Annotated in this window: 18 protein-coding genes; 5 read left to right on the top strand and 13 right to left on the bottom strand. The window is 72.5% G+C overall.

Annotated features, from left to right (window positions below; translation table 11 throughout):
- Nucleotides 1-3 precede the first annotated feature (3 nt).
- Both ACGF3A_RS16295 and ACGF3A_RS16290 read left to right on the top strand, forming a co-directional pair.
- On the top strand, nt 4-474 hold the full coding sequence (locus tag ACGF3A_RS16295; RefSeq protein WP_393730139.1) for a MarR family winged helix-turn-helix transcriptional regulator: 471 nt from the start codon (nt 4-6) through the stop codon (nt 472-474).
- A gap of 62 nt (nt 475-536) precedes the next feature.
- On the top strand, nt 537-1,286 hold the full coding sequence (locus ACGF3A_RS16290) for an Asp/Glu racemase (RefSeq protein WP_393730709.1): 750 nt from the start codon (nt 537-539) through the stop codon (nt 1,284-1,286).
- Between the two features lie 9 nt (nt 1,287-1,295).
- Here the strand turns inward: ACGF3A_RS16290 and ACGF3A_RS16285 are convergent, their stop codons facing one another.
- The 5 genes from ACGF3A_RS16285 to ACGF3A_RS16265 form a co-directional block, all read right to left on the bottom strand.
- Nucleotides 1,296-3,128 carry a serine/threonine-protein kinase gene (locus ACGF3A_RS16285; RefSeq protein ID WP_393730137.1) on the bottom strand — a complete coding sequence of 611 codons (1,833 nt, stop codon included), beginning with the start codon at nt 3,126-3,128 and terminating at the stop codon, nt 1,296-1,298.
- Between the two features lie 76 nt (nt 3,129-3,204).
- Nucleotides 3,205-4,488, bottom strand: coding sequence for a DUF6986 family protein (locus tag ACGF3A_RS16280; RefSeq protein WP_393730707.1), 1,284 nt, complete (start codon nt 4,486-4,488; stop codon nt 3,205-3,207).
- A 140-nt stretch (nt 4,489-4,628) separates the two neighbouring features.
- Complete coding sequence (locus ACGF3A_RS16275) at nt 4,629-5,591, bottom strand: electron transfer flavoprotein subunit alpha/FixB family protein (RefSeq protein WP_393730135.1); 963 nt, start codon at nt 5,589-5,591, stop codon at nt 4,629-4,631.
- Between the two features lie 52 nt (nt 5,592-5,643).
- Entirely contained in the window at nt 5,644-6,429 is a 786-nt protein-coding gene (locus tag ACGF3A_RS16270) for an electron transfer flavoprotein subunit beta/FixA family protein (RefSeq protein WP_393730133.1), read from the bottom strand.
- A gap of 199 nt (nt 6,430-6,628) precedes the next feature.
- Nucleotides 6,629-6,982 (bottom strand): TlpA family protein disulfide reductase, encoded by a 354-nt coding sequence (locus ACGF3A_RS16265; RefSeq protein WP_393730131.1) that lies wholly within the window; start codon nt 6,980-6,982, stop codon nt 6,629-6,631.
- Between the two features lie 184 nt (nt 6,983-7,166).
- Between ACGF3A_RS16265 and ACGF3A_RS16260 the strand changes: the two genes are divergently transcribed.
- Nucleotides 7,167-7,886 carry a lysophospholipid acyltransferase family protein gene (locus tag ACGF3A_RS16260; RefSeq protein ID WP_393730129.1) on the top strand — a complete coding sequence of 240 codons (720 nt, stop codon included), beginning with the start codon at nt 7,167-7,169 and terminating at the stop codon, nt 7,884-7,886.
- Between the two features lie 18 nt (nt 7,887-7,904).
- Here the strand turns inward: ACGF3A_RS16260 and asnB are convergent, their stop codons facing one another.
- Together asnB and ACGF3A_RS16250 are read right to left on the bottom strand one after the other, a co-directional pair.
- Complete coding sequence (gene asnB, locus ACGF3A_RS16255) at nt 7,905-9,746, bottom strand: asparagine synthase (glutamine-hydrolyzing) (RefSeq protein WP_393730127.1); 1,842 nt, start codon at nt 9,744-9,746, stop codon at nt 7,905-7,907.
- 123 nt (nt 9,747-9,869) lie between these two features.
- Nucleotides 9,870-10,445 (bottom strand): transglutaminase family protein, encoded by a 576-nt coding sequence (locus ACGF3A_RS16250; protein WP_393730125.1) that lies wholly within the window; start codon nt 10,443-10,445, stop codon nt 9,870-9,872.
- A gap of 136 nt (nt 10,446-10,581) precedes the next feature.
- Between ACGF3A_RS16250 and ACGF3A_RS16245 the strand changes: the two genes are divergently transcribed.
- Both ACGF3A_RS16245 and ACGF3A_RS16240 read left to right on the top strand, forming a co-directional pair.
- Nucleotides 10,582-11,664, top strand: coding sequence for a dihydrodipicolinate reductase (locus ACGF3A_RS16245; protein ID WP_393730123.1), 1,083 nt, complete (start codon nt 10,582-10,584; stop codon nt 11,662-11,664).
- On the top strand, nt 11,661-12,140 hold the full coding sequence (locus ACGF3A_RS16240; protein WP_393730121.1) for a carboxymuconolactone decarboxylase family protein: 480 nt from the start codon (nt 11,661-11,663) through the stop codon (nt 12,138-12,140). Before ACGF3A_RS16245 ends, ACGF3A_RS16240 begins: the two co-directional genes overlap by 4 nt.
- A 3-nt stretch (nt 12,141-12,143) precedes the next feature.
- Here the strand turns inward: ACGF3A_RS16240 and ACGF3A_RS16235 are convergent, their stop codons facing one another.
- The 6 genes from ACGF3A_RS16235 to ACGF3A_RS16210 form a co-directional block, all read right to left on the bottom strand.
- Nucleotides 12,144-13,787 (bottom strand): GMC oxidoreductase, encoded by a 1,644-nt coding sequence (locus ACGF3A_RS16235; RefSeq protein WP_393730119.1) that lies wholly within the window; start codon nt 13,785-13,787, stop codon nt 12,144-12,146.
- A 91-nt stretch (nt 13,788-13,878) separates the two neighbouring features.
- Nucleotides 13,879-14,976, bottom strand: a complete 1,098-nt coding sequence (locus ACGF3A_RS16230) for a threonine aldolase family protein (protein ID WP_393730117.1) — start codon at nt 14,974-14,976, stop codon at nt 13,879-13,881.
- Nucleotides 14,973-15,761: an SDR family NAD(P)-dependent oxidoreductase gene (locus ACGF3A_RS16225; protein ID WP_393730115.1), complete on the bottom strand. Its 789-nt coding sequence runs from the start codon at nt 15,759-15,761 to the stop codon at nt 14,973-14,975. Before ACGF3A_RS16225 ends, ACGF3A_RS16230 begins: the two co-directional genes overlap by 4 nt.
- A gap of 57 nt (nt 15,762-15,818) precedes the next feature.
- On the bottom strand, nt 15,819-17,216 hold the full coding sequence (locus ACGF3A_RS16220; protein WP_393730113.1) for a DUF6421 family protein: 1,398 nt from the start codon (nt 17,214-17,216) through the stop codon (nt 15,819-15,821).
- Between the two features lie 82 nt (nt 17,217-17,298).
- Nucleotides 17,299-18,288, bottom strand: a complete 990-nt coding sequence (locus ACGF3A_RS16215; protein WP_393730111.1) for an alpha/beta hydrolase — start codon at nt 18,286-18,288, stop codon at nt 17,299-17,301.
- A complete protein-coding gene (locus tag ACGF3A_RS16210) occupies nt 18,285-19,430 on the bottom strand; it encodes an LLM class flavin-dependent oxidoreductase (RefSeq protein WP_393730109.1) in 1,146 nt (381 codons plus the stop codon). The genes ACGF3A_RS16215 and ACGF3A_RS16210 overlap by 4 nt, the downstream gene beginning before the upstream one ends.
- Nucleotides 19,431-19,550 lie beyond the last annotated feature (120 nt).

The following is a 19,550-nucleotide window of genomic DNA, read 5'->3' as shown; positions in this document are numbered from 1 at the left end:
CCCATGGCTGACAAGACCACCCTCCACACGACGGCACCCGAAGCCCTCACAGCCGCCCCCGGCTACCAGGTCAGACGCCTCTACCAGGCGTATCTGGCCGCCTGGGTCCGCTCCGTCGACCCGACACTGACGGGCCCGCAGTTCGCCGTCCTCACCGCGGTGCACGCGGCGCCCGGCAGCGACCAGAGCTCGATGGCGTCCGCCGTGGCGCTGGACACCTCGACCATGGCGGACGTCGCCCGGCGGCTGGAGAAGCGCGGCCTCCTGGAGCGCCGCACCGCCGCCGCCGACGGCCGCCGCAAACTGCTCTACCTCACCGACCAGGGCGAGCAGGCCCTGCGCGAGGCCAACGGCCGCGCGCGGGACCTGGACGAGCGGCTGCTCGCCCCCTACCCGCCCGAACGCCGCGACGCGCTCCTGCGAGAGCTGACCGCCCTCGCCGACCACTGGGAGTCGCTGGGCGGGGACACCTGACCACCCACACCCACCGTTCCTCCGGAGGACCCGTGACCGCGCCCGTGACCGCGCCCGTGACCGTGACGGACCACCACATCGGCATGATCGTGCCCAGCTCGAACCTCACGATGGAGACCGAGCTGCCCCGCATGCTGCGCGCCCGCGAGGAGGCGCTGCCCGGGGACCGCTTCCTGTTCCACAGCAGCAGGATGCGGATGAAGCACGTGACGCCCGAGCAGCTGCGCGCGATGAACGCGCAGACCGACCGGGCCTCGCGCGAACTCGCCGACGCGCGGCCCGACGTGGTGGCCTCCGCCTGCCTCGTCGCGATCATGGCGCAGGGCCCCGGACACCACTGCGTCGCGGAGGAGGAGATCAGGACCGCGCTGCGCGACGAGGGCTCCGGGGCGCCCGTGGTCTCCAGCGCGGGCGCGCTGCTCGACGGCATCGCGGCGCTGGGCGCGCGGCGGGTCGCGGTCGTCACGCCGTACATGGAGGAGCTGACGAAGACGGTCGTCGCCTACATCGAGGACGCCGGGACCGAGGTGGTGGACGCGCTGAGCCTGGAGGTCCCCGACAACCTCGCCGTCGCCCGTCTCGACCCCGACGACCTGCGCACGCACTGGCGTCGCCTGGACGTGTCGGACGCCGACGCGATCGTGCTCTCGGCCTGCGTCCAGATGCCGTCGCTGTCGGCGGTCCAGCACGTCGAGGACGCCTCGGGCCTGCCGGTGCTCACGGCGGCGACCGCGACGACGCACCGCGTCCTCACCGAACTGGGCCTGCCCCCGGTGGTGCCGGGGGCAGGACGGCTGCTGGCGGGTGAGTGACGTGACGATTCAGCAGACGGGGAGGCCCGGCAGCGGCTTGTCGTTGTCGCCGCCCTTGATGTAGACGTCGCTGACGTACACGTTGACGTTCCCGCTGTCGTCGTCCGTGCGCGCCCACCAGACGTTCGTCCACTTCCCGTAGGTCTCGCGCTGGGGCTTCTTCACCTGGCAGAAGAAGTAGTTGGTGCCCGCGTTGAGCTTGCCCACGGGCTTGTGGCCGCCGTCGTACGAGGTGGCGCCGCGCCACACGTCGCAGTTGAACTTGCCGCCGCCGATGCCGTGGCAGACGGGCGCGGGCGCCGGTCCGCCGCCTCCGCCCCCGCCACCGCCGGAACCGCCGCCGGAGCCGCCCCCGTCGCCGCCGTCCCCCTTGCCCCCGCCGTCGCCCTTGCCGCCGGAGCCGTCGGCGTCGCCCTTGTCCCCGCCCTTGCCGCCGTCCTGCTCCCGCTCGCCGCCGGAGCCGCCGCCCGCGGCCGCTCCGGGCTTGCCGCTCGCGGAGGCGGAACGGCCCGGGTCCGGACGGGAGGTCTTCTTCTCCTTGCCCTCGCCCTTGTCCTTCTCGCCCTTGTCGATGCGCCCGTTCCGCGCGTCGTCGTCGCCGGGCGCCGCCTCGCCGCCCTCGCCGGGACTGCGCGCGTCGGAGGCGCGCGAGGAGCGCTCGTCGTCGCCGCTCTGGCTGACGAGCGCGTACGTGACGCCGCCCCCGGCCACCAGCACGGTCGCGACGGCGGCGGCCACGACCTTGAGCCGCTGCTTCCCCCGGGGCGTGGCAGGGGGCGCGGACGCGGGGGAAGAATGTGCGGGCGCCGGGACGGGCTCGGGCGTGGGTACGGGCGGCGGTCCGAAGCCGCCCTGCGGCTGGGCCGCCGCGTCGCGCGACGTCGGCGTGTACGGCGTCCAGGGCGCGCCCCCCGTGGCGGGCGGCGGCGGGAGCGCGGCGCCCGAGGCGACGGCCTTCAGCAGGGTCGTGGCGCGGACCGCGTCGGCGCGTGACGCCGGGTCCTTGTGCAGCAGTTCGGCCAGCGCGGGCGCCAGCGCCCCCGCGTTGCGCGGCTCGGGCAGCGGCTCGGTGACGATCGCCGCGAGCGTCGACCACGTGGACGTACGGCGGAACGGGGAGACGCCCTCCACCGCCGCGTACAGCGTCGCGCCCAGCGCCCATACGTCGGAGGGCGGGCCCGGCTCGGCGCCGCTGGCGCGCTCGGGCGCAAGGTAGTCGAGCGAGCCGACGAGTTCGCCGCTGCTGGTGAGGCGCGTGGACCTGCCGTCGTCGGGGTCCTCCATGGCGGCGATGCCGAAGTCGGTGAGGACGACCCGGCCGCCCGCTCCCCCGTCGGCCCGCCGGTCCAGCAGGATGTTGCCCGGCTTCACGTCGCGGTGCAGCACGCCGACGGCGTGCGCTGCGGCGAGCGCGTCGAGCACGGCGGCGCCGATCCGCGCGGCCTCCACCGGGTCGAGCGTGCCACGCTCGTCGAGGACGTCGGCCAGCGACGGTCCCTCGACGAGCTCCATCACGATGAGCGGGCGGCCCTCGTGCTGGGCGACGTCGTGCACGGCGATGACGCCGGAGTGCCGCACGCGCGCCGCGGCGCGGGCCTCGCGCTGCATCCGCGTGTGCAGCTCGGCGAGTTCGTACTCGCCCGCGTCGGTGTACGTCCGCAGTTCCTTGACGGCGACCTCGCGCCCGAGCACCTCGTCCACGGCGCGCCAGACCACGCCCATGCCGCCCCGGCCGAGCTGGGCGGCGACGCGGTAGCGCCCCGCCAGCAGCCTTCCCGCACCGTCCCGGCCACCGCCGTCCCGGCTCCCGCCGTCCGGCCCCGTATCCCCCGGATTCCGCACCGTTCCTCGTCCCCCTGTCGCGCTGTGGTCGGTCGATCACATGGTGACGGGGGACAGCCTACGGTCCTGATGCGGCTTATGAGACGGGAGCCCTGCGCCCCGCGAGCTCCTCCAGCCGGGCCCGCTCCAGCCCCGAGGCTTCGGTCACCTCGGCGGAGGAGAGGGCTCCGCAGTCCAGGCCGCGCAGCAGGTAGTCGCCGAGGGCGCGCGCGGTGGCGGGCTCGTCCAGCACGTCGCCGCCGGAGCGCCCGACGTAGGCGGCGAGCCGCTCGGCGGCGCGCGCCATGCCCTCGCGGTAGAAGGCGTACACGGCGGCGTAACGGGTCACGAGGTGACCCGGGTGCATGTCCCAGCCCTGGTAGTACGCGCGGCCCAACGCCCGCCGTACGAGGCGGTGGTGGAGCCGCCACGCGTCGTGGACGGCCTGCTCCCCGCCGACCGGCAGGACGTTGGTCGAGCCGTCGGACAGCCGTACGCCCGTGCCCGCGGCCGCGGCCTGCATGACGGCCTTGGCGTGGTCGGCGGCCGGGTGGTCGGGGGCCTGGTGCGCGGCGCTGACGCCGCAGGAGGCGCTGTAGTCGAAGGTTCCGTAGTGCAGCGAGGTGGCCCGTCCGTCGGCGGCGTCGATCATGAGGGCGACCGTGGCGCGCCCGTCGGGGCCGAGGATCGACTGGGTGGTCTCGATCTGGATCTCGAAGCCGAGACGGCCGTGTGCGAGTCCGTGGGCCTTCTCGAACTCCTCGCACAGCCGGGTCATCGCGGCGACCTGCTCGGCGTAAGTGACCTTGGGCAGGGTGAGCACGAGCCCGTCGGGCAGGCCGCCCGCCTCCATCAGGCCTGTGAGGAAGACGTCGAGGGTGCGGATGCCGCGCTCGCGCACGGCGGCCTCCATGCACTTCATGCGGATGCCCGCGTACGCGGGGCCGCCCTCCCCCTCGGCCCAGTCGGCGACGAGCCGGGCGGCGCGCGCCGCGTGGGCGTCCTCCTCGGCGTCCGCGCGGACCCCGTACCCGTCCTCGAAGTCGATCCTGAGGTCCTCGACCGGCTCGCGCTCCAGCTTGGCCCGTACGCGCGCGAGGACGGGCCCGGCGAGCGCCGCGTCGATCCCGAGGACACCGGCGAGCGCCTCCGCGTCGGGGGCGTGCGCGTCCAGCAGCGCGAGGGCCTGGTCGCCCCACTCGCGCGGGGTCCCGGCGGTGATCGCGTCGCCGGGGACGTAGACGGTGTGGACGGGCTGACGGGTGCCGGGGTCGCCGGGGAAGCGGCGCGCCAGCTCGGCGTCCACGCCGGCGAGCGAACCGGCGACGCCGTCCGCCACGGACTTCGCGAAGGTGGTGCTGACCGTCCCGCCGTGCGTCATCGACACTCCCACTCCTCAACATTTTGTTGAAACCGTGCCGCGAAGCTAATCCCCGCCTGACCTGGGCGTCAAGGGTCTGGGCACGCGAGCGGCCCCCGTACGCGGTGCGTACGGGGGCCGGTCACCAGCCAGGGAGCTGGTCAGCCCTTGCGGGTCTTGACCTCCTCGGTGAGCTGCGGGACGACCTCGAAGAGGTCGCCGACGATGCCGTAGTCGACCAGGTCGAAGATCGGGGCCTCGGCGTCCTTGTTGATGGCCACGATGGTCTTCGAGGTCTGCATGCCGGCCCGGTGCTGGATCGCGCCGGAGATGCCCGCGGCGATGTACAGCTGCGGGGAGACCGACTTGCCGGTCTGGCCGACCTGGTGGCTGTGCGGGTACCAGCCCGCGTCCACGGCGGCGCGCGAGGCGCCGACGGCCGCGCCGAGCGAGTCGGCGAGTGCCTCGATCACCGGGAAGTTCTCGGCGCCGTTGACGCCGCGGCCGCCGGAGACCACGATCGCGGCCTCGGTCAGCTCCGGACGCCCGGTCGACTCGCGCGCGGTGCGCGAGGTGACCTTGGTGCCGGTCGCCGCGTCGCCGAAGGTCACGGCGAGCTGCTCGACGGCGCCCGCGGCCGGGGCGGCCTCGGGGGCGGCCGAGTTGGGCTTCACGGTGATGACCGGGGTGCCCCTGGTGATGCGGGACTTGGTGGTGAACGCCGCCGCGAAGACGGACTGCGTCGCCACCGGACCCTCGTCACCGGCCTCCAGGTCGATCGCGTCGGTGATGATGCCCGAGCCGGTACGGACCGCGAGGCGGGCCGCGATCTCCTTGCCCTCGGCGGACGAGGGGACCAGCACGGCGGCCGGGGACACGGAGTCGTAGGCGGCCTGCAGCGCGTCGACCTTCGGGACGACGAGGTAGTCGCCGAACTCCGGCGCGTCGGCGGCCAGCACACGGGTCGCGCCGTACTCGCCGAGGACCTTGGCGGCCTCCTCGGCGCCCGGGCCGAGGTGCACCGCGACCGGCTCGCCGATGCCGCGCGCGAGGGTCAGCAGTTCGAGGGTGGGCTTGCGGACTGCGCCGTCCACGTGGTCGACGTAGACAAGGACTTCAGCCATGGTTCTTGTTTCTCCTGCCAGGAAAAGGGGTCGGTCGGTCGGGCGCTGCGGCTCAGATGAACTTCTGGCCCGCGAGGTACTCGGCGAGCTGCTTGCCGCCCTCGCCCTCGTCCTTGACGACGGTGCCCGCGGTGCGCGCCGGGCGCTCGTTCGCCTCGTCGACCTTGGTCCAGGCGCCCTCCAGGCCGACCTCCTCGGCCTCGATGTCGAGGTCGTCCAGGTCCAGCGACTCGACCGGCTTCTTCTTCGCGGCCATGATCCCCTTGAAGGAGGGGTAACGGGCCTCGCCCGACTGGTCGGTGACCGAGACGACCGCCGGGAGCGACGCCTCCAGCTGCTCGGTGGCCGCGTCGCCGTCGCGGCGGCCCTTCACGGTGCCGTCCTCGACGGAGACCTCCGACAGGAGCGTCACCTGCGGCACGCCGAGGCGCTCGGCGAGCATCGCGGGCAGCACGCCCATGGTGCCGTCGGTGGAGGCCATGCCGCAGACCACCAGGTCGTAACCGGTCTTCTCGACGGCCTTGGCGAGGACCAGCGAGGTGCCGAGCGCGTCGGTGCCGTGCAGGTCGTCGTCCTCCACGTGCACGGCCTTGTCGGCCCCCATCGAAAGCGCCTTGCGCAGCGCGTCCTTCGCGTCCTCGGGACCGACGGTCAGCACCGTGATCTCGGCGTCGTCGGCCTCGTCCGCGATCTGGAGCGCCTGCTCCACCGCGTACTCGTCCAGCTCGGAGAGCAGGCCGTCGACCGACTCGCGATCGGTGGTCAGGTCCTCCGCGAAGTGCCGGTCACCGGTGGCGTCAGGCACGTACTTCACACAGACAACGATCCTCAAGCTCACGCCGGCTCTCCTACTGCTTCGACTTACGGGTCCCGGTCCGGTGGACCGATGCTCCGTCCACAATATTACTCGTCAGTACACTCCGCACATTCCCCGTTCTCAAGACCAGCGAACTGTGACCTAGCCAACGGGGAGAGTGACGAGCCCAACTCCATCACGCGGGACCGTGCGAAGCGAGGGAATGCGAGCGGGATCTGGATCACGCCGAGGGGCCGGTCGAGGCGTCAACGGCCTCTCCCAGCGCGGCGATCACGTCCGCCCGGCGGGGCTGCCCGGAGGCGCGCCGGACGATCCGGCCGCGCGCGTCGAGCACGAACACGGTCGGCGTGCCCCGGATGTCCAGCGCGCGGACGAGGTCGAGGCGGTCCTCCGCGTCGATCTCGACGTGCGCGACGCCCTCGACCATCGCGGCGACCTCGCTCAGCGTGCGCCGGGTCGCCCGGCAGGGCTGGCAGAAGGCGCTGGAGAACTGCACGAGCGTGGCCCGCTCCCCCAGCGCTCCGCCGTCGATCCACTCCACCGCCGCCGCTTCCCCGTCCCGCACGTCCTCCATGGTTCCAGTCTGCCCCGGGCGCCCCAGCGGCTCCCCGGCGGCCTGCGTGCGCGTGACAAGGATCTCCCTCTTGACCCGTTCATGGGGTAGCCATGAACGGGGCCATAGGGAACGATCTGCGGAAGGCCGAAGTTACGCGTCCGTAAGTTTCACCAGTCCCGCCCCGAGACGAAGGGTCCCCCACGTGGCAGATCTCCTCTACCCGCCGGTGATCGGCGCGGCCCGGACCTGGTTCAAGGCGCTCGACCTCCGGTTCGACATCCAGGGCACGGAGCACGTGCCGAAGCACGGCGGCGCCGTGCTGGTCAGCAACCACATCAGCTACCTCGACTTCATCTTCAGCGGTCTCGCCGCCCGCCCGGCCAAGCGGCTGGTGCGCTTCATGGCGAAGGAGTCGGTCTTCCGGCACAAGGTGTCGGGGCCGCTGATGCGCGCGATGAAGCACATTCCGGTGGACCGCTCCCGCGGGGAGAACGCGTACGCGCACGCGCTGAAGGCCCTGCGCTCGGGCGAGATCATCGGCGTCTTCCCCGAGGCGACCATCTCCCGCTCCTTCACGCTCAAGGACTTCAAGTCGGGCGCGGCGCGCCTCGCGCAGGAGGCGCGGGTGCCGCTGGTCCCGGTGGCGCTCTGGGGCACCCAGCGGCTGTGGACCAAGGGACACAAGCGGGACTTCGGCCGCAACCACGTGCCGATCGGCATCCGCGTGGGCGAGCCCCTGCACCCGGGCGCCGACGAGTCGGCGGTGACGGTGACCGAGCGGCTGCGCGAGCGGGTGCAGGAGCTGCTGGAGGCGGCCCAGCGCGCGTACCCGGTGAGCCCCAAGGGCCCGGCGGACTCCTGGTGGATGCCCGCGCACCTGGGCGGAACGGCCCCGACGCCCGCCCAGGCGCAGGCCCTGTAGGGGTTCGCCGGTTCCGTCTCAGCCGAGCGTGAGCGTCGGCGCGTAGATGTCGATCCAGAGCGCCAGGTCGAGCGCGCGCTCCAGCCCGCGCCGCTCGGACTGGGCCCGGTGCGGCGCCCCGTCCTTGACCGCGCGCTCCAGCCACGCCCTGCTGACGAGGTCGAAGACCTGGTGGGAGGGCTTGGCCAGCAGATCCCGGACGCTCTCCTGAAGCGCCGCGTGGTAGCGCGGGTCCTGCGTGGAGGGGTACGGGCTCTTGACGCGCTCGTAGACGGAGCGCGGCAGGACGTCGGCGGTGGCCTCGCGCAGCAGGCTCTTCTCCCGCCCGTCGAAGGACTTGAGGGCCCAGGGCGCGTTGTAGACGTACTCGACGAGCCGGTGGTCGCAGAACGGGACGCGGACCTCCAGGCCGATGGCCATGCTCGCCCGGTCCTTGCGGTCGAGGAGGACGCGGACGAAGCGGGTGAGGTGCAGATGGCTGACGCGCCGCATCCGGAACTCCCCGTCGCTCTCGCCGTCGAGGCGCTCGATGCCGGAGACGGCCGAGGCGTAGCTGTCCGCGACGTAGCCGGGCAGGTCGAGGGCGCGTGAGAGGGGTTCGGTGAGGATGTCCCCGTCGTCGCCGAGCTGTTCGGCCATCCGTACGAGCCAGGGGAAGGTCCGGGCGCGGCACGCCTCGGGGTCGAAGAACTGCTTGTAGCCGCCGAAGACCTCGTCGGCCGACTCCCCGGAGAGCGCGACGGTCGAGTGCTCCCGTATCGCCTTGAAGAGCAGGTAGAGCGAGGCGTCCATGTCGCCGAACCCGGCGGGCAGGTCCCGTGCCCTGATCACCCGGGAGCGCACCTCGGGGTCGGCGAGCTGACCGGAGTCCAGGACGATGTCCTGGTGCTCGGTGCCGGAGTCGCGGGCCACGTCGTGGACGTAGGGCGTGTCGGGGGTGGCGCGGAGCGCGTCGGCGACGAAGTTCTCGGTCTGGCCGACGAAGTCCACCGCGAAGCTGCGCACGGTCTCGCCGCTCTCCGCGAGCTGCCGCGCGGCCAGCGCGGTCATGGCCGAGGAGTCCAGGCCGCCGGAGAGCAGGGTGCAGCGGGGCACGTCGGAGACGAGCTGGCGGCGCACGATGTCGTCCATGAGCGCCCGTACGTGCGCGATCGTCTCGTCCTTGCCGTCGGGGTGCGGCCGGGTCTCCAGCCGCCAGTAGACGTCCGTGCGGACGCCCCCGGGGCTCACGGTGACGACCGTGCCGGGCTCGACCTCGCGCATGCCCTCCCAGACGGCGTGGCCGGGCGTCTTCACGAAGGCCATCAGCTCGCGCAGCCCGTCGAGGGTGACCTCGCGGCGGGCGTGCGGGTTGGCGAGGATCGCCTTGGGCTCGGAGCCGAAGAGGACGCCGTCGGGCGTCTCGGCGTAGCAGAGGGGTTTGATGCCCATCCGGTCGCGGACCATGACGAGCCGCCGGGTGCGCCCGTCCCAGACGGCGAACGCGTACATCCCGTTGAGCCGCTCCGCGAGGGCCGTGCCCCACTCCAGGTAGGCGTGGAGTACGACCTCGGTGTCGGAGTCGGTGGTGAACCGGTGGCCGCGCGCGGCGAGTTCACGGCGCAGCTCGGTGTAGTTGTAGGTCTCCCCCGAGTAGACGAGCGCCACAGGGCCCCCGTCGGTCCGGACGGTCATGGGCTGCGTGCCGCCCGGCAGGTCGATGATCGCCAGCCTGCGGTGCCCCAGCGCGGCGGGCCCGGAGATCCAGGTACCGGAGTCGTCGGGTCCGCGGCAGGACATGGTCGCGGTCATCGCGTCGACGGTCGCCCGCTCCGCCACCAGGTCGCGCGCGTAGGAGACCCACCCGGTGATTCCGCACATGTCACCCTCCGGAGTTACGTGTATGTGCCATCTATGCATTGGCCATCTTTCTCACGGAACCCCGGGAGCAAACACCGGCGGCCGCGCAGCCGTACGGATCAGGCCACGTCAGCGACGCCGGCCCTACAGCGCGGTGTCCAGAAGCCGCCACAGCTGAGCCCTGTCCGTGGCCCCCTGGAGGGCCCGCAGGACGACGGGATGCGGCTCCGCGTAGAGCACCGGGTAGTCGCACTCGCCCTTCTCGGCGCGTACGGGCCAGGCGAGCTGCTCGCGGTCGAGGCGGAACTGGGCATTCACACCTGGCTTGTTGCCGCGGGGGTCCTGGCGGATCCAGCGGCCACCCGGGAGCCTCAGCGCGATCAGCCCGTGCAGCACGTCGAGCTTCTGGTAGCAGAACCCGGAAGGCACGCCCTCGGCGCGCAGCAGCGCCACGAGCGCGTGGGCCTTCGCGTGGCAGATCCCGGTCCCCTGCTCCAGCACGTCGGAGGCGCGCCAGGTGATACGGGGGTCGTCCGCGTCGGCGGAGTGCGTGACGGTGTCGCGCACGAGCTCGAAGGCGGCGCGCGCGTACGCGGTGAGGTCGTCGGCCCCGGCACTCAGCCGCGCCGCGGTCTCCCGTACGAGCGGGTGGGCGTGGTCGACAGCGGCGTCGGCGACGAGGTAGGCGGACTCGTCCGCGGTGACAGGTGTGAGCTGCATGCCGGGAGCGTACGGAGCCCCGGGCCGTAGTTCAATATATTTACTCTGCAGTGCATAATCATGCATCTTGTGGGTGACGGAAGCCGGTCGCGCACGCCTCTGGGAACCTCCGCCTCCCGTCGCTACCCTCCGCCGCATGATTCCGACGGTTGTCTGGGGTACCGGGAATGTCGGGCGCGCAGCCCTCCGTGCGGTCGAGGCGGATCCGGGGCTGAGCCTCGCGGCCGTCCTCGTCCACGACGCCGGGAAGGTGGGCGCCGACGCGGGGCGCCTCGCCGGGCTCGGCCGCGATCTGGGGGTGGCCGCCACCGACGACGTGGACGCGACACTGGCGGCCCGGCCACGCGCCGTGGTGTACGCCGCCTCCGGCGACCTGCGCCCCGCCGAGGCGCTCGCCGACATCGTCAGGGTGCTGCGCACCGGGGCCGTGGTCGTCACGCCCTCGCTGCACACGCTCTACGACCCGCACAGCGCCCCCTCCGAGCTGCGGGACCCGGTGCTGGCGGCGATCGCCGAGGGCGGCGGCTCGCTCTTCGTCTCCGGCGTCGACCCGGGCTGGGCCAACGACGTGCTGCCGCTGCTGCTCAGCGGTCTCGGCACGACGGTGGACGCGATCCGCTGCCAGGAGATCTTCGACTACTCCACCTACGACCAGCCCGAGGCCGTCCGCGACCTGGTCGGCATGGGCCACCCCATGGAGTACGCGCCGCCGATGCTCGCGGCGACCGTCCCGACGACGCTGTGGGGCGGGCAGGTGCGGCTGATGGCGCGGGCCCTCGGGGCCGAGCTCGACGGGCTCCGCGAGACCTCGGACCGGCGCCCGCTGGAGTCGACGGTCACCACCCGTTCCATGGGCACGTTCGAGGCGGGCACCCAGGGCGCCGTGCGCTTCGAGGTGCAGGGGATCGTCGGGGGCGAGCCGCTCCTCGTGGTCGAGCACATCACCCGTATCCACCCGTCCTGCGCCCGCGACTGGCCGCTGCCGCCCGACGGCGGGGACGGCGCGCACCGGGTGATCGTCGAGGGCCGTCCCCGGATCGAGGTCACGGTGGAGGCCACGGACGAGGGCGGCAACCGCTCCGCCGGGGGCAACGCCACGGCGGTGGGCCGCCTGGTGGGTGCCATCGGCTGGCTCGCGGAGGCGGAACCCGGGCTGTACGACGCGCTCGACGTCCCGGTGCGCCCGGCCGTCGGCAAGCTGGGGAGGAAGCAGTCGTGATCGTCGACGTCCCCGAGGGAAAGGACCCCATCGCGTACGTGTGGGGCGAGATGGTCCCCGGCATCGGCCCGGCCGCCTCGCACTTCTCGCTGGCGGTGTACGAGCACACGACGCTCGGGCTCCGCGAGTTCGAGGCCGCGCGGCTGCGGATCGCCCAGCTCAACGGGTGCGCGTTCTGCCTGGACTGGCGCACGGAACGCGACGGCGTGAAGGTCGAGGAGGGCTTCGCCGAGGCCGTGGCCGCCTGGCGCACGGCCCCGGACTTCGAGGTACGCACCCGGCTGGCGGCCGAGTACGCGGAGCGGTACGCCGTGGACCACCACGGCCTCGACGAGGAGTTCTGGGCCCGGATGACCGCGCACTACAGCCAGGCGGAGATCGTGGAGCTGAGCATGAGCATCGGCTCCTGGCTGGCGTTCGGCAGGCTCAACCACGTGCTGGGCCTGGACACCGCCTGCGCGCTGCCCGGCCGCTGACACTCACAGATCGGTGGCGACGATTTTCTCGATGTTGCGCTCGGCGAGCGCCGTGATGGTGACGAAGGGATTGACGGTCGTGTTCCCCGGGATCAGCGAGCCGTCGATGGCGTACAGCCCGCTGTAGCCGCGCAGGCGGCCCCAGTTGTCCGTCGCCCTGTCCAGCACGGCGCCGCCCAGCGGGTGGTAGGTGAGGTGGTCGCCCCAGATCTTGTAGGTGCCGAAGAGGTCGGTGCGGTAGATCGTCCCCTCCTTCTTGTTGATCTTGTCGAAGATGGACTTCGCCATGTCGACGGACTGCTGCTTCCAGGCCCGCTGCCAGCTCAGCTCGACGCGCTCCGCCGCCGCGTTCCAGCTGAACTCGGCGCGGTGCGGGGTGTCGGTGATGGACAGGTAGAACGAGGCGTACGTCTCGATCCCCGTGGGCAGCGGCGCCACCTCGGCGAACGCGCCGCCCGCGTCCCAGTTGTCGATGCCGAGCGTGGGCATCGACGCCTGGAGGCTGCCCGTCGGGTCCCACAGGTGGTTGGCGCGGCCGCACATGACGTTCCCGTTGTCGCCCCAGCCCTTGCCGACCTCGGCGCTCAGCGCGGGGAGCGCGCCGGTCGCCCGGAGCTTCGTCAGCAGCTTGCTGGTGCCGACGCTGCCCGCGGCGAAGAACACCCGTTGCGCCGTCACGGTCTTGGTCGCCACGCGCTGCCCCGCGGTGTCGAGCTGCTCGATGACGACGGTGTAGCCGCCGCCGGAGGCCGGGGTGACGGAGGTGACCTTGTGCAGCGGCGAGACGGTGACCCGGCCCGTCGCCCTGGCGCGCGCGAGATAGGTCTTCTGGAGCGACCTCTTGCCGTGGTTGTTGCCGTAGAGGATCTCGCCGTCCAGGGCCGACCTGGGGACGCTCCCGGCCTCCTCCTGCCTCATATACGCGAAGTCGTAGACGTTCGGCACGAGGAGGTACGGGAAGCCGGAGCGCTCGGCGTGCTTGCGGCCCACCCGGGCGTACTTGTAGCAGTCCGCCGACTCCCACCAGGCCGTGTCGACCTCGTTGACCTCCAGCCCGGCGCGGGCGCGCGGGTAGTAGCGGTCGTACATCTCCCCCGCGTCGACCGTCGGCAGGATCGCGCCCAGCCGCTCGCGCCGCGGGGTCACCGCCATCCCGCCGTTGACCAGCGAGCCGCCCCCGACGCCCCGGCCCTGGTAGACGATGATGCCGCTGAACTCCTCGGCGTCCAGGATCCCGGTGTAGCGGGGGATGTTCTTGTCGAGCGGGAAGCCGAGGAAGTTGCTCAGCGGCTGCTTGGTTCTGGTTCTCAGCCAGTAGGAACGTCTGTCGGGGCGCGTGGTGTTGGCGAAGATCTTGCCGTCCGCGTCCGGGGTGTCCCAGGCCATGCCCATCTCGGCCATGTGCACCTCGACGCCCGCCTCCGCGAGCCGCAGCGCGGCCACAGAGCCGCCGTAGCCGGTGCCGATCACCAGGGCCTGCAGCTGCGCGCCCGACTCGACCGGCCCGGCGGCCGACGCGGCGCCCGCCCGGACGGCGACGCCTGTCCCGGCGAGCGCCGCCGCCCCCAGAAGGGAACCGGTTCCAGCGACGAACGCGCGCCGCGAGATACCCGTAAAGCCCTTGTCGCACTGCGTCTTGTGACCCATGTCCGCATTCCTCCCACGGGGCGAATGAGGACATGTTCTACTGCGACTCGCGCGACAAGTCACGAGATACGCAGACGTAGGCGAGGTACGGCTAGCGGGCCATCTCCTCGCGGAGCGCCGCGACGAAACCGTCCACGTCCTGCTCGGTCGTGTCGAACGAGCACATCCAGCGGACGTCGCCCGCCGCCTCGTCCCAGAAGTAGAAGCGGTACCGCTTCTGGAGGCGCTCGCTGACGTCGTGCGGCAGGCGCGCGAAGACCGCGTTGGCCTCGACCGGGTGGAGGATCTCCACGCCGTCGACCGTCTTGACGCCCTCCGCGAGGCGCTGCGCCATCGCGTTGGCGTGCCGCGCGTTGCGCAGCCACAGGTCGCCGGAGAGCAGCGCGTCGAACTGGGCCGAGACGAACCGCATCTTGGAGGTGAGCTGCATCGACAGCTTCCGCAGATGCTTCATCGCGCCGACCGCGTCCGGGTTCAGCACGACGACGGCCTCGCCGAACATCATCCCGTTCTTGGTGCCGCCCAGGGAGAGGATGTCCACGCCCGCCGCGTTGGTGAACGTCCGCATGGGGACGTCCAGCGCTGCGGCGGCGTTGGCGATACGGGCGCCGTCGAGGTGGACCTTCATGCCCCGCTCGTGGGCGTGGTCGACGATCGCGCGTATCTCCTCGACCGTGTACAGCGTGCCGAGTTCGGTGTTCTGGGCGAGCGAGACGACCTGCGGCATGGCCCGGTGCTCGTCGTCCCAGCCGAACGCCTCGCGGTCGATCAGCTCCGGCGTGAGCTTGCCGTCCTCGGTGGGCACGGTGAGCAGCTTCAGGCCGCCCACGCGCTCCGGGGCCCCGCACTCGTCGACGTGGATGTGCGCGGTGTCGGCGCAGATGACGGCGCCCCAGCGGTCGGTGAGGGCCTGGAGCGCGACGACGTTCGCCCCCGTGCCGTTGAAGACCGGGTACGCCTCGGCCCGCGGCCCGAAGTGGCCGCGCACGACGCGCTGGAGGTGGTCGGTGTACTCGTCCGCGCCGTAGGCGGACTGGTGGCCCCCGTTGGCGAGGGCGAGCGCCGCCAGGATCTCCGGGTGCACGCCCGCGTAGTTGTCGCTGGCGAAGCCGCGGACCTCCGGGTCGTGGCGGCGCTTGGCGTCCGTCTTCGGGGCCTTGGGGTCGGTCAGGATCGGCAGATCCTTCATGGACGGGGCGTCAGCCACAGGCGGGTTCCGTTCAGCTCTTCGGCGGGCTTGGTCCAGGTCGTGGCGATGGCCTCGGCCAGGTCCTTGACGTCCGTGAACCCGGCGAACTTCGCGTTCGGCCGGTCCTGCCTCATCTGGTCGTGCACCAACGCCTTGACCACCAGGATGACAGCAGCGGCGGCAGGCCCGTCCTCGCCCCCCGCCTTGCGGAAGGCGTCGCCCAGCGCCAGCGTCCACGCCTCGGCGGCGGCCTTCGACGCGGCGTACGCCGCGTTCCCCGCCGTGGGCTTGGAGGCGCCCGCGGCGCTCACGAGGACGAAGCGCCCCTTGCCGCTGCGCTCCAGCGGGGCCTCGAAGGCGAGCGAGGTGTGCTGGAGGGTGCGCAGCAGCAGATTGTGCAGGGTGTCCCAGTCGGCGAGGTCGGTCTCGGCGAAGGACGCCGAGCCGCGCCAGCCGCCCACGAGGTGGACGAGCCCGTCGATGCGGCCGAACTCCTTCTCGGTCCTGGTCGCCCACTCCCGGGTCGCGTCCAGGCTGAGGAGGTCGACGGTGTCGCCCGTGACGGTCGCGCCGCCGTGCGCGAACCGGGCGGCGTCCACGGCCTTCGCGAGGCGCTCGGCGTCCGCGTCGGCGGCCACAACCGTGGCGCCCTCCTCGGCGAGACGCAGCAGCGTGGCCTGCCCGGCGGGGCCCGCGGCGCCCGCGACGGCGATGACGGAACCCTCCAGCCGCCCCTTGCCGTTCCCCTCGTAACCCTTCGCGGTCGTCTCTGTCGCGTCCGTCATCCTCGTCGCCTCCTCGCTCCTGGCACTGCGCTGTCGCTCAAGCCGCCCGTCCCCCGCTCACGCCGCCGCGGCGGCCGGGGTCCGTGCGGTGATCCCCTCGGTCGATGCGATCACACGCCGCAGCTTCTTGGCGAGTGCCTCATAGAACATGCTGAGCGGAAACTCGTCCGGGAGCACCTCGTCCACGAGCTTGCGGGGCGGCAGGCTGAGGTCGAGCGCGTCCGGGCCCTTGGCCCAGGTCGAGCCCGGGTGCGGGGCGAGATAGCCCGAGACCAGCTCGTACGCCTTGAACCAGTGGACGAGCTTGGGGCGGTCGATGCCGGCCCGGTACAGCTCCTCGATCTCCTCGCGCAGCCGTACGGTCACCTCGCGCGCGCGGTCCCAGTCGATGCTGAGCCGGTTGTCGGTCCAGCGCAGCGCGTCGTGCTGGTGGAGGTAGGCGAAGAGCAACTGGCCGCCCAGGCCGTCGTAGTTGCGCTTGCGCTCGCCGGTGACGGGGAAGCGGAAGAGGCGCTCCAGGATCACCGCGAACTGCACGTCCCGACCCTGCGCGTAGCCGTCGGCCTCCAGCTTCACGGCCTCGTGGAAGGCGGTGAGGTCGCAGCGCAGCTCCTCCAGCCCGTACATCCAGAACGGCTGGCGCTGCTTGATCATGAAGGGGTCGAAGGGCAGGTCGCCGTGGCTGTGGGTGCGGTCGTGGACCATGTCCCAGAGCACGAAGGTCTGCTGGCAGCGCTCCTGGTCGGCGAGGAGGACGCGCGCCTCCTCGGGCAGTTCGAGCTTGGTCACGTCGCAGGCCGCCTCGACGACGCGGCGGAAGCGGGCCGCCTCGCGGTCACAGAAGATGCCGCCCCAGGTGAAGCGCTCGGGGGCCTCGCGCACGGCGATGGTCTCGGGGAAGAGCACCGCGGAGTGCGTGTCGTACCCGCTGGTGAAGTCCTCGAAGGTGATGCCGCAGAAGAGCGGGTTGTCGTAACGCGTGCGCTCCAGCTCGGCCAGCCAGTCGGGCCAGACCATGCGGAGGACGAGGGCCTCCAGGTTCCGGTCCGGGTTGCCGTTCTGGGTGTACATCGGGAAGACGACGAGGTGCTGGAGCCCGTCCTCGCGGTGCTGCGCGGGGTGGAAGGCCAGCAGGGAGTCCAGGAAGTCCGGGACGCCGAAGCCCCCGTCCGCCCAGCGGCCCAGGTCGGCGACGAGCGCGCGGTGGTACGCCTCGTCGTGCGGCAGCAGCGGCGCGAGCTCCTCGACCGCACCGGTGATCGTCCCGATCAGCTCGCGCACGGCCTGGGGCGCGGGCGCCTCCTCGGCCTCGAAGTCGATCGAGCCGTCCTTGGACTGCCAGGGCCGGACGGCCTCGACAGCGTCCTTCAGCACGGTCCAGGCGGGGTGGTCGACCACGCGCTCGGACGGCAGAACGCCGCCACCGGAAGTCGATGGCGAAAGAATTTCCGTCATGATGACCCCTCCACAGAAGAAACTCGCGTTAAGGAACCGTATCCGTGTGGGGCATCCCCGCTCAAGGGGAAGTGACAGGAGATTATGCGGTGAGACCGGGGTCACCACCGCCGATCTTCCTGCCCGGGACTGTCTCCACGATAGCTCTGCCCAAACCCCCCATGGCCTCCGCGGCCTCCGGCAGCAGGTCCCCGAAGGCCAGGAAGCCGTGGAACATCGCCGGGTGGTGCGCCTCCGTCACGGGGGTCCCCGCGCTCCTCAGCCGTTCCGCGTACGCCCGCCCCTCGTCGCACAGGGGGTCGCACCCCGCCGTGACGACGTGGGCGGGCGGCATCCCCGTCAGATCGGCCCGTACGGGCGCCGCGTAGGGGTGGTCGCGGTCCCCGTCCGGACCGAAGTACTGCTCGGCGAACCAGCGCATGGCCCGCCGGGTGAGGTAGTAGCCCTCCGCGTTGCGGCGGTACGAATCGGTCACCGCGCGGGAATCGGTCACCGGGTAGACCAGCACCTGGAGCGCGATCCGGGGCCCGCCGAGATCGCGGGCCATGAGCGCGGCGGCAGCGGCCAGGTTCCCGCCCGAGCTGTCGCCCGCGACGACGAGCGCCCCGGGGGCCCCGCCCAGGGCGCCGAGGCGCGCGGCGGCCCAGCGCACCGCGGCGTACGCGTCGCGCACGGGCTCGGGGAAGCGCGCCTCGGGCGCGAGCCGGTGGGCGACGGAGACGACCACGGCACCGGACGTACGGCACAGGGTGCGGACCGTACGGTCGTGGCTGTCGAGGCCGCAGAGCACCCAGCCGCCGCCGTGGAGGTAGACGACAGTGGGACGGGGCCCCTCGTCGTCCCCGTACGGGCGGTAGATCCGCACGGGGAGCGGCGGGGCGCCCTCCGGGCCGGGGATCGTGCGGTCGAGCGTCTCGCGCACCGGGGGCGGCGGTCCGGCGCTGGCGGGAGCGGCGTCCAGGATCCGGCGGGCCTCGGCGGCGTCGGTGACAGTGCCGCCGACGTCCGGGAAGGCGGCGCTCAGGGCGTGCACGAGGGGGCGCGCGGCGGGCGCGAGCCGGTCGGCGCTCACCGGGCGTCCTCCGCGCCCGCACGGAAGTGCGGGATGACCTTCTCGCCCCACTGCCGGATGGTCTCCAGGCACGCCTCCTGGGGGACGGTGCCCATCTGGACGAGGCACATGATCTCGTCGGCCCCGGCCGCGCGCAGCCGCTCCACGTACGCGATCGCGTCCTCGGCGCCGCCGTAGGCGTGGTCGGCGTGGAAGGTGGCGGTGGAGCTGGGGCGGACGGGGATGCTCTGCTCGTGGAGCGTGGCGGCGACCTGCTCGGCGGCCCGGCGCATCTCGGCCGCCTCGGCCTCCCCGTCGGCGCCCTCCACCACGGCCTCGTCGGGCACGCCCCCGCCGCCGTACCAGTGGCTGATGGCCTGCGCGAAGAACCGCTGGCCCCGGATGCCGACGGCGCGGGCGCGCTCGGCGTCGTCGAGGACGATCGTGGGGCAGAGCACGGAGAAGTGGTCGTTGACCTCCGTGGAGACGAGGCGGGAGCCGTCGCGTGCCGCGCGGGCCGCGTCGTAGGCGGCGCGCATCTCGCGGACGGAATCGGGCCCGGCGAAGCCCATCACGAGGGCGCCGACGCCGAGTTCGGCGGCCTGGGCGAGGGTCTCGGCGCGGCTGCAGGCGAGGAAGAGCGGCGGGTGCGGGGCCTGCGCGGGGCGGGGCAGGATCGGGTGCGGCCCGATGTCGAGCAGCTCGCCGTGGTGCTCCAGCTCGTCCTTCTGCCAGGCGGCGCCGATGATCCGCAGCGCCTCCTCGACCTCCTGCGTGGTGCGCTCCTTGTCCACCCCGCACAGCGAGGTCTCCTGGAGCGTGCCGCCGCGCCCCGCGCCGAGGTCGAGCCGTCCGCCGGAGAGCAGGTCGAGCGTGGCGGCGCGCTCGGCGACCCGTACGGGGTGGTTGAAGTTGAAGGGCATACACACGACGCCGTGCCCGACGCGGATGGTGCTGGTCCTGGCCGCGACCCAGGTCAGGAAGATCTCCGGCGCGCTCATGTGCGCGTACCACTTGAGCGCGTGGTGCTCGACGGCCCAGATCCGGTCGAAGCCCATGCGCTCGGCGAGCACCGCCTGTTCGACGCTGTCCCGGAAGAGCTGGTGCTCGCGCGCGACGGTGGGGTCCGCGAGCTGGGCCTCGAAGATGAGCGAGAACTTCATGTCTGCCGTCCTCCCGGTGCCGACTAGCTGACTATGCCTATTCGAAATATGACTAGTAGTCAGAGATGGAGAAGGCAAGAGACGTACCGTCGGCCGTTACCCTGTGCGGTGCCTCCCGGC

Origin of the sequence: Streptomyces sp. NPDC048172, from assembly GCF_043202595.1 — a bacterium.
Taxonomy (GTDB): domain Bacteria; phylum Actinomycetota; class Actinomycetes; order Streptomycetales; family Streptomycetaceae; genus Streptomyces.
This window is presented reverse-complemented; position numbering and strand designations above follow the sequence as displayed.

Excerpts from the sequence above, each read along its gene's own strand:
- ACGF3A_RS16295 (WP_393730139.1), top strand. The coding sequence starts at position 4 with ATGGCTGACAAGACCACCCTCCACACGACGGCACCCGAAGCCCTCACA.
- ACGF3A_RS16280 (WP_393730707.1), bottom strand. The coding sequence starts at position 4,488 with ATGACGCACGGCGGGACGGTCAGCACCACCTTCGCGAAGTCCGTGGCG.
- ACGF3A_RS16275 (WP_393730135.1), bottom strand. The coding sequence starts at position 5,591 with ATGGCTGAAGTCCTTGTCTACGTCGACCACGTGGACGGCGCAGTCCGC.
- ACGF3A_RS16265 (WP_393730131.1), bottom strand. The coding sequence starts at position 6,982 with ATGGAGGACGTGCGGGACGGGGAAGCGGCGGCGGTGGAGTGGATCGAC.
- asnB (WP_393730127.1), bottom strand. The coding sequence starts at position 9,746 with ATGTGCGGAATCACCGGGTGGGTCTCCTACGCGCGCGACCTGGTGGCG.
- ACGF3A_RS16250 (WP_393730125.1), bottom strand. The coding sequence starts at position 10,445 with ATGCAGCTCACACCTGTCACCGCGGACGAGTCCGCCTACCTCGTCGCC.
- ACGF3A_RS16245 (WP_393730123.1), top strand. The coding sequence starts at position 10,582 with ATGATTCCGACGGTTGTCTGGGGTACCGGGAATGTCGGGCGCGCAGCC.
- ACGF3A_RS16235 (WP_393730119.1), bottom strand. The coding sequence starts at position 13,787 with ATGGGTCACAAGACGCAGTGCGACAAGGGCTTTACGGGTATCTCGCGG.
- ACGF3A_RS16230 (WP_393730117.1), bottom strand. The coding sequence starts at position 14,976 with ATGAAGGATCTGCCGATCCTGACCGACCCCAAGGCCCCGAAGACGGAC.
- ACGF3A_RS16225 (WP_393730115.1), bottom strand. The coding sequence starts at position 15,761 with ATGACGGACGCGACAGAGACGACCGCGAAGGGTTACGAGGGGAACGGC.
- ACGF3A_RS16220 (WP_393730113.1), bottom strand. The coding sequence starts at position 17,216 with ATGACGGAAATTCTTTCGCCATCGACTTCCGGTGGCGGCGTTCTGCCG.
- ACGF3A_RS16210 (WP_393730109.1), bottom strand. The coding sequence starts at position 19,430 with ATGAAGTTCTCGCTCATCTTCGAGGCCCAGCTCGCGGACCCCACCGTC.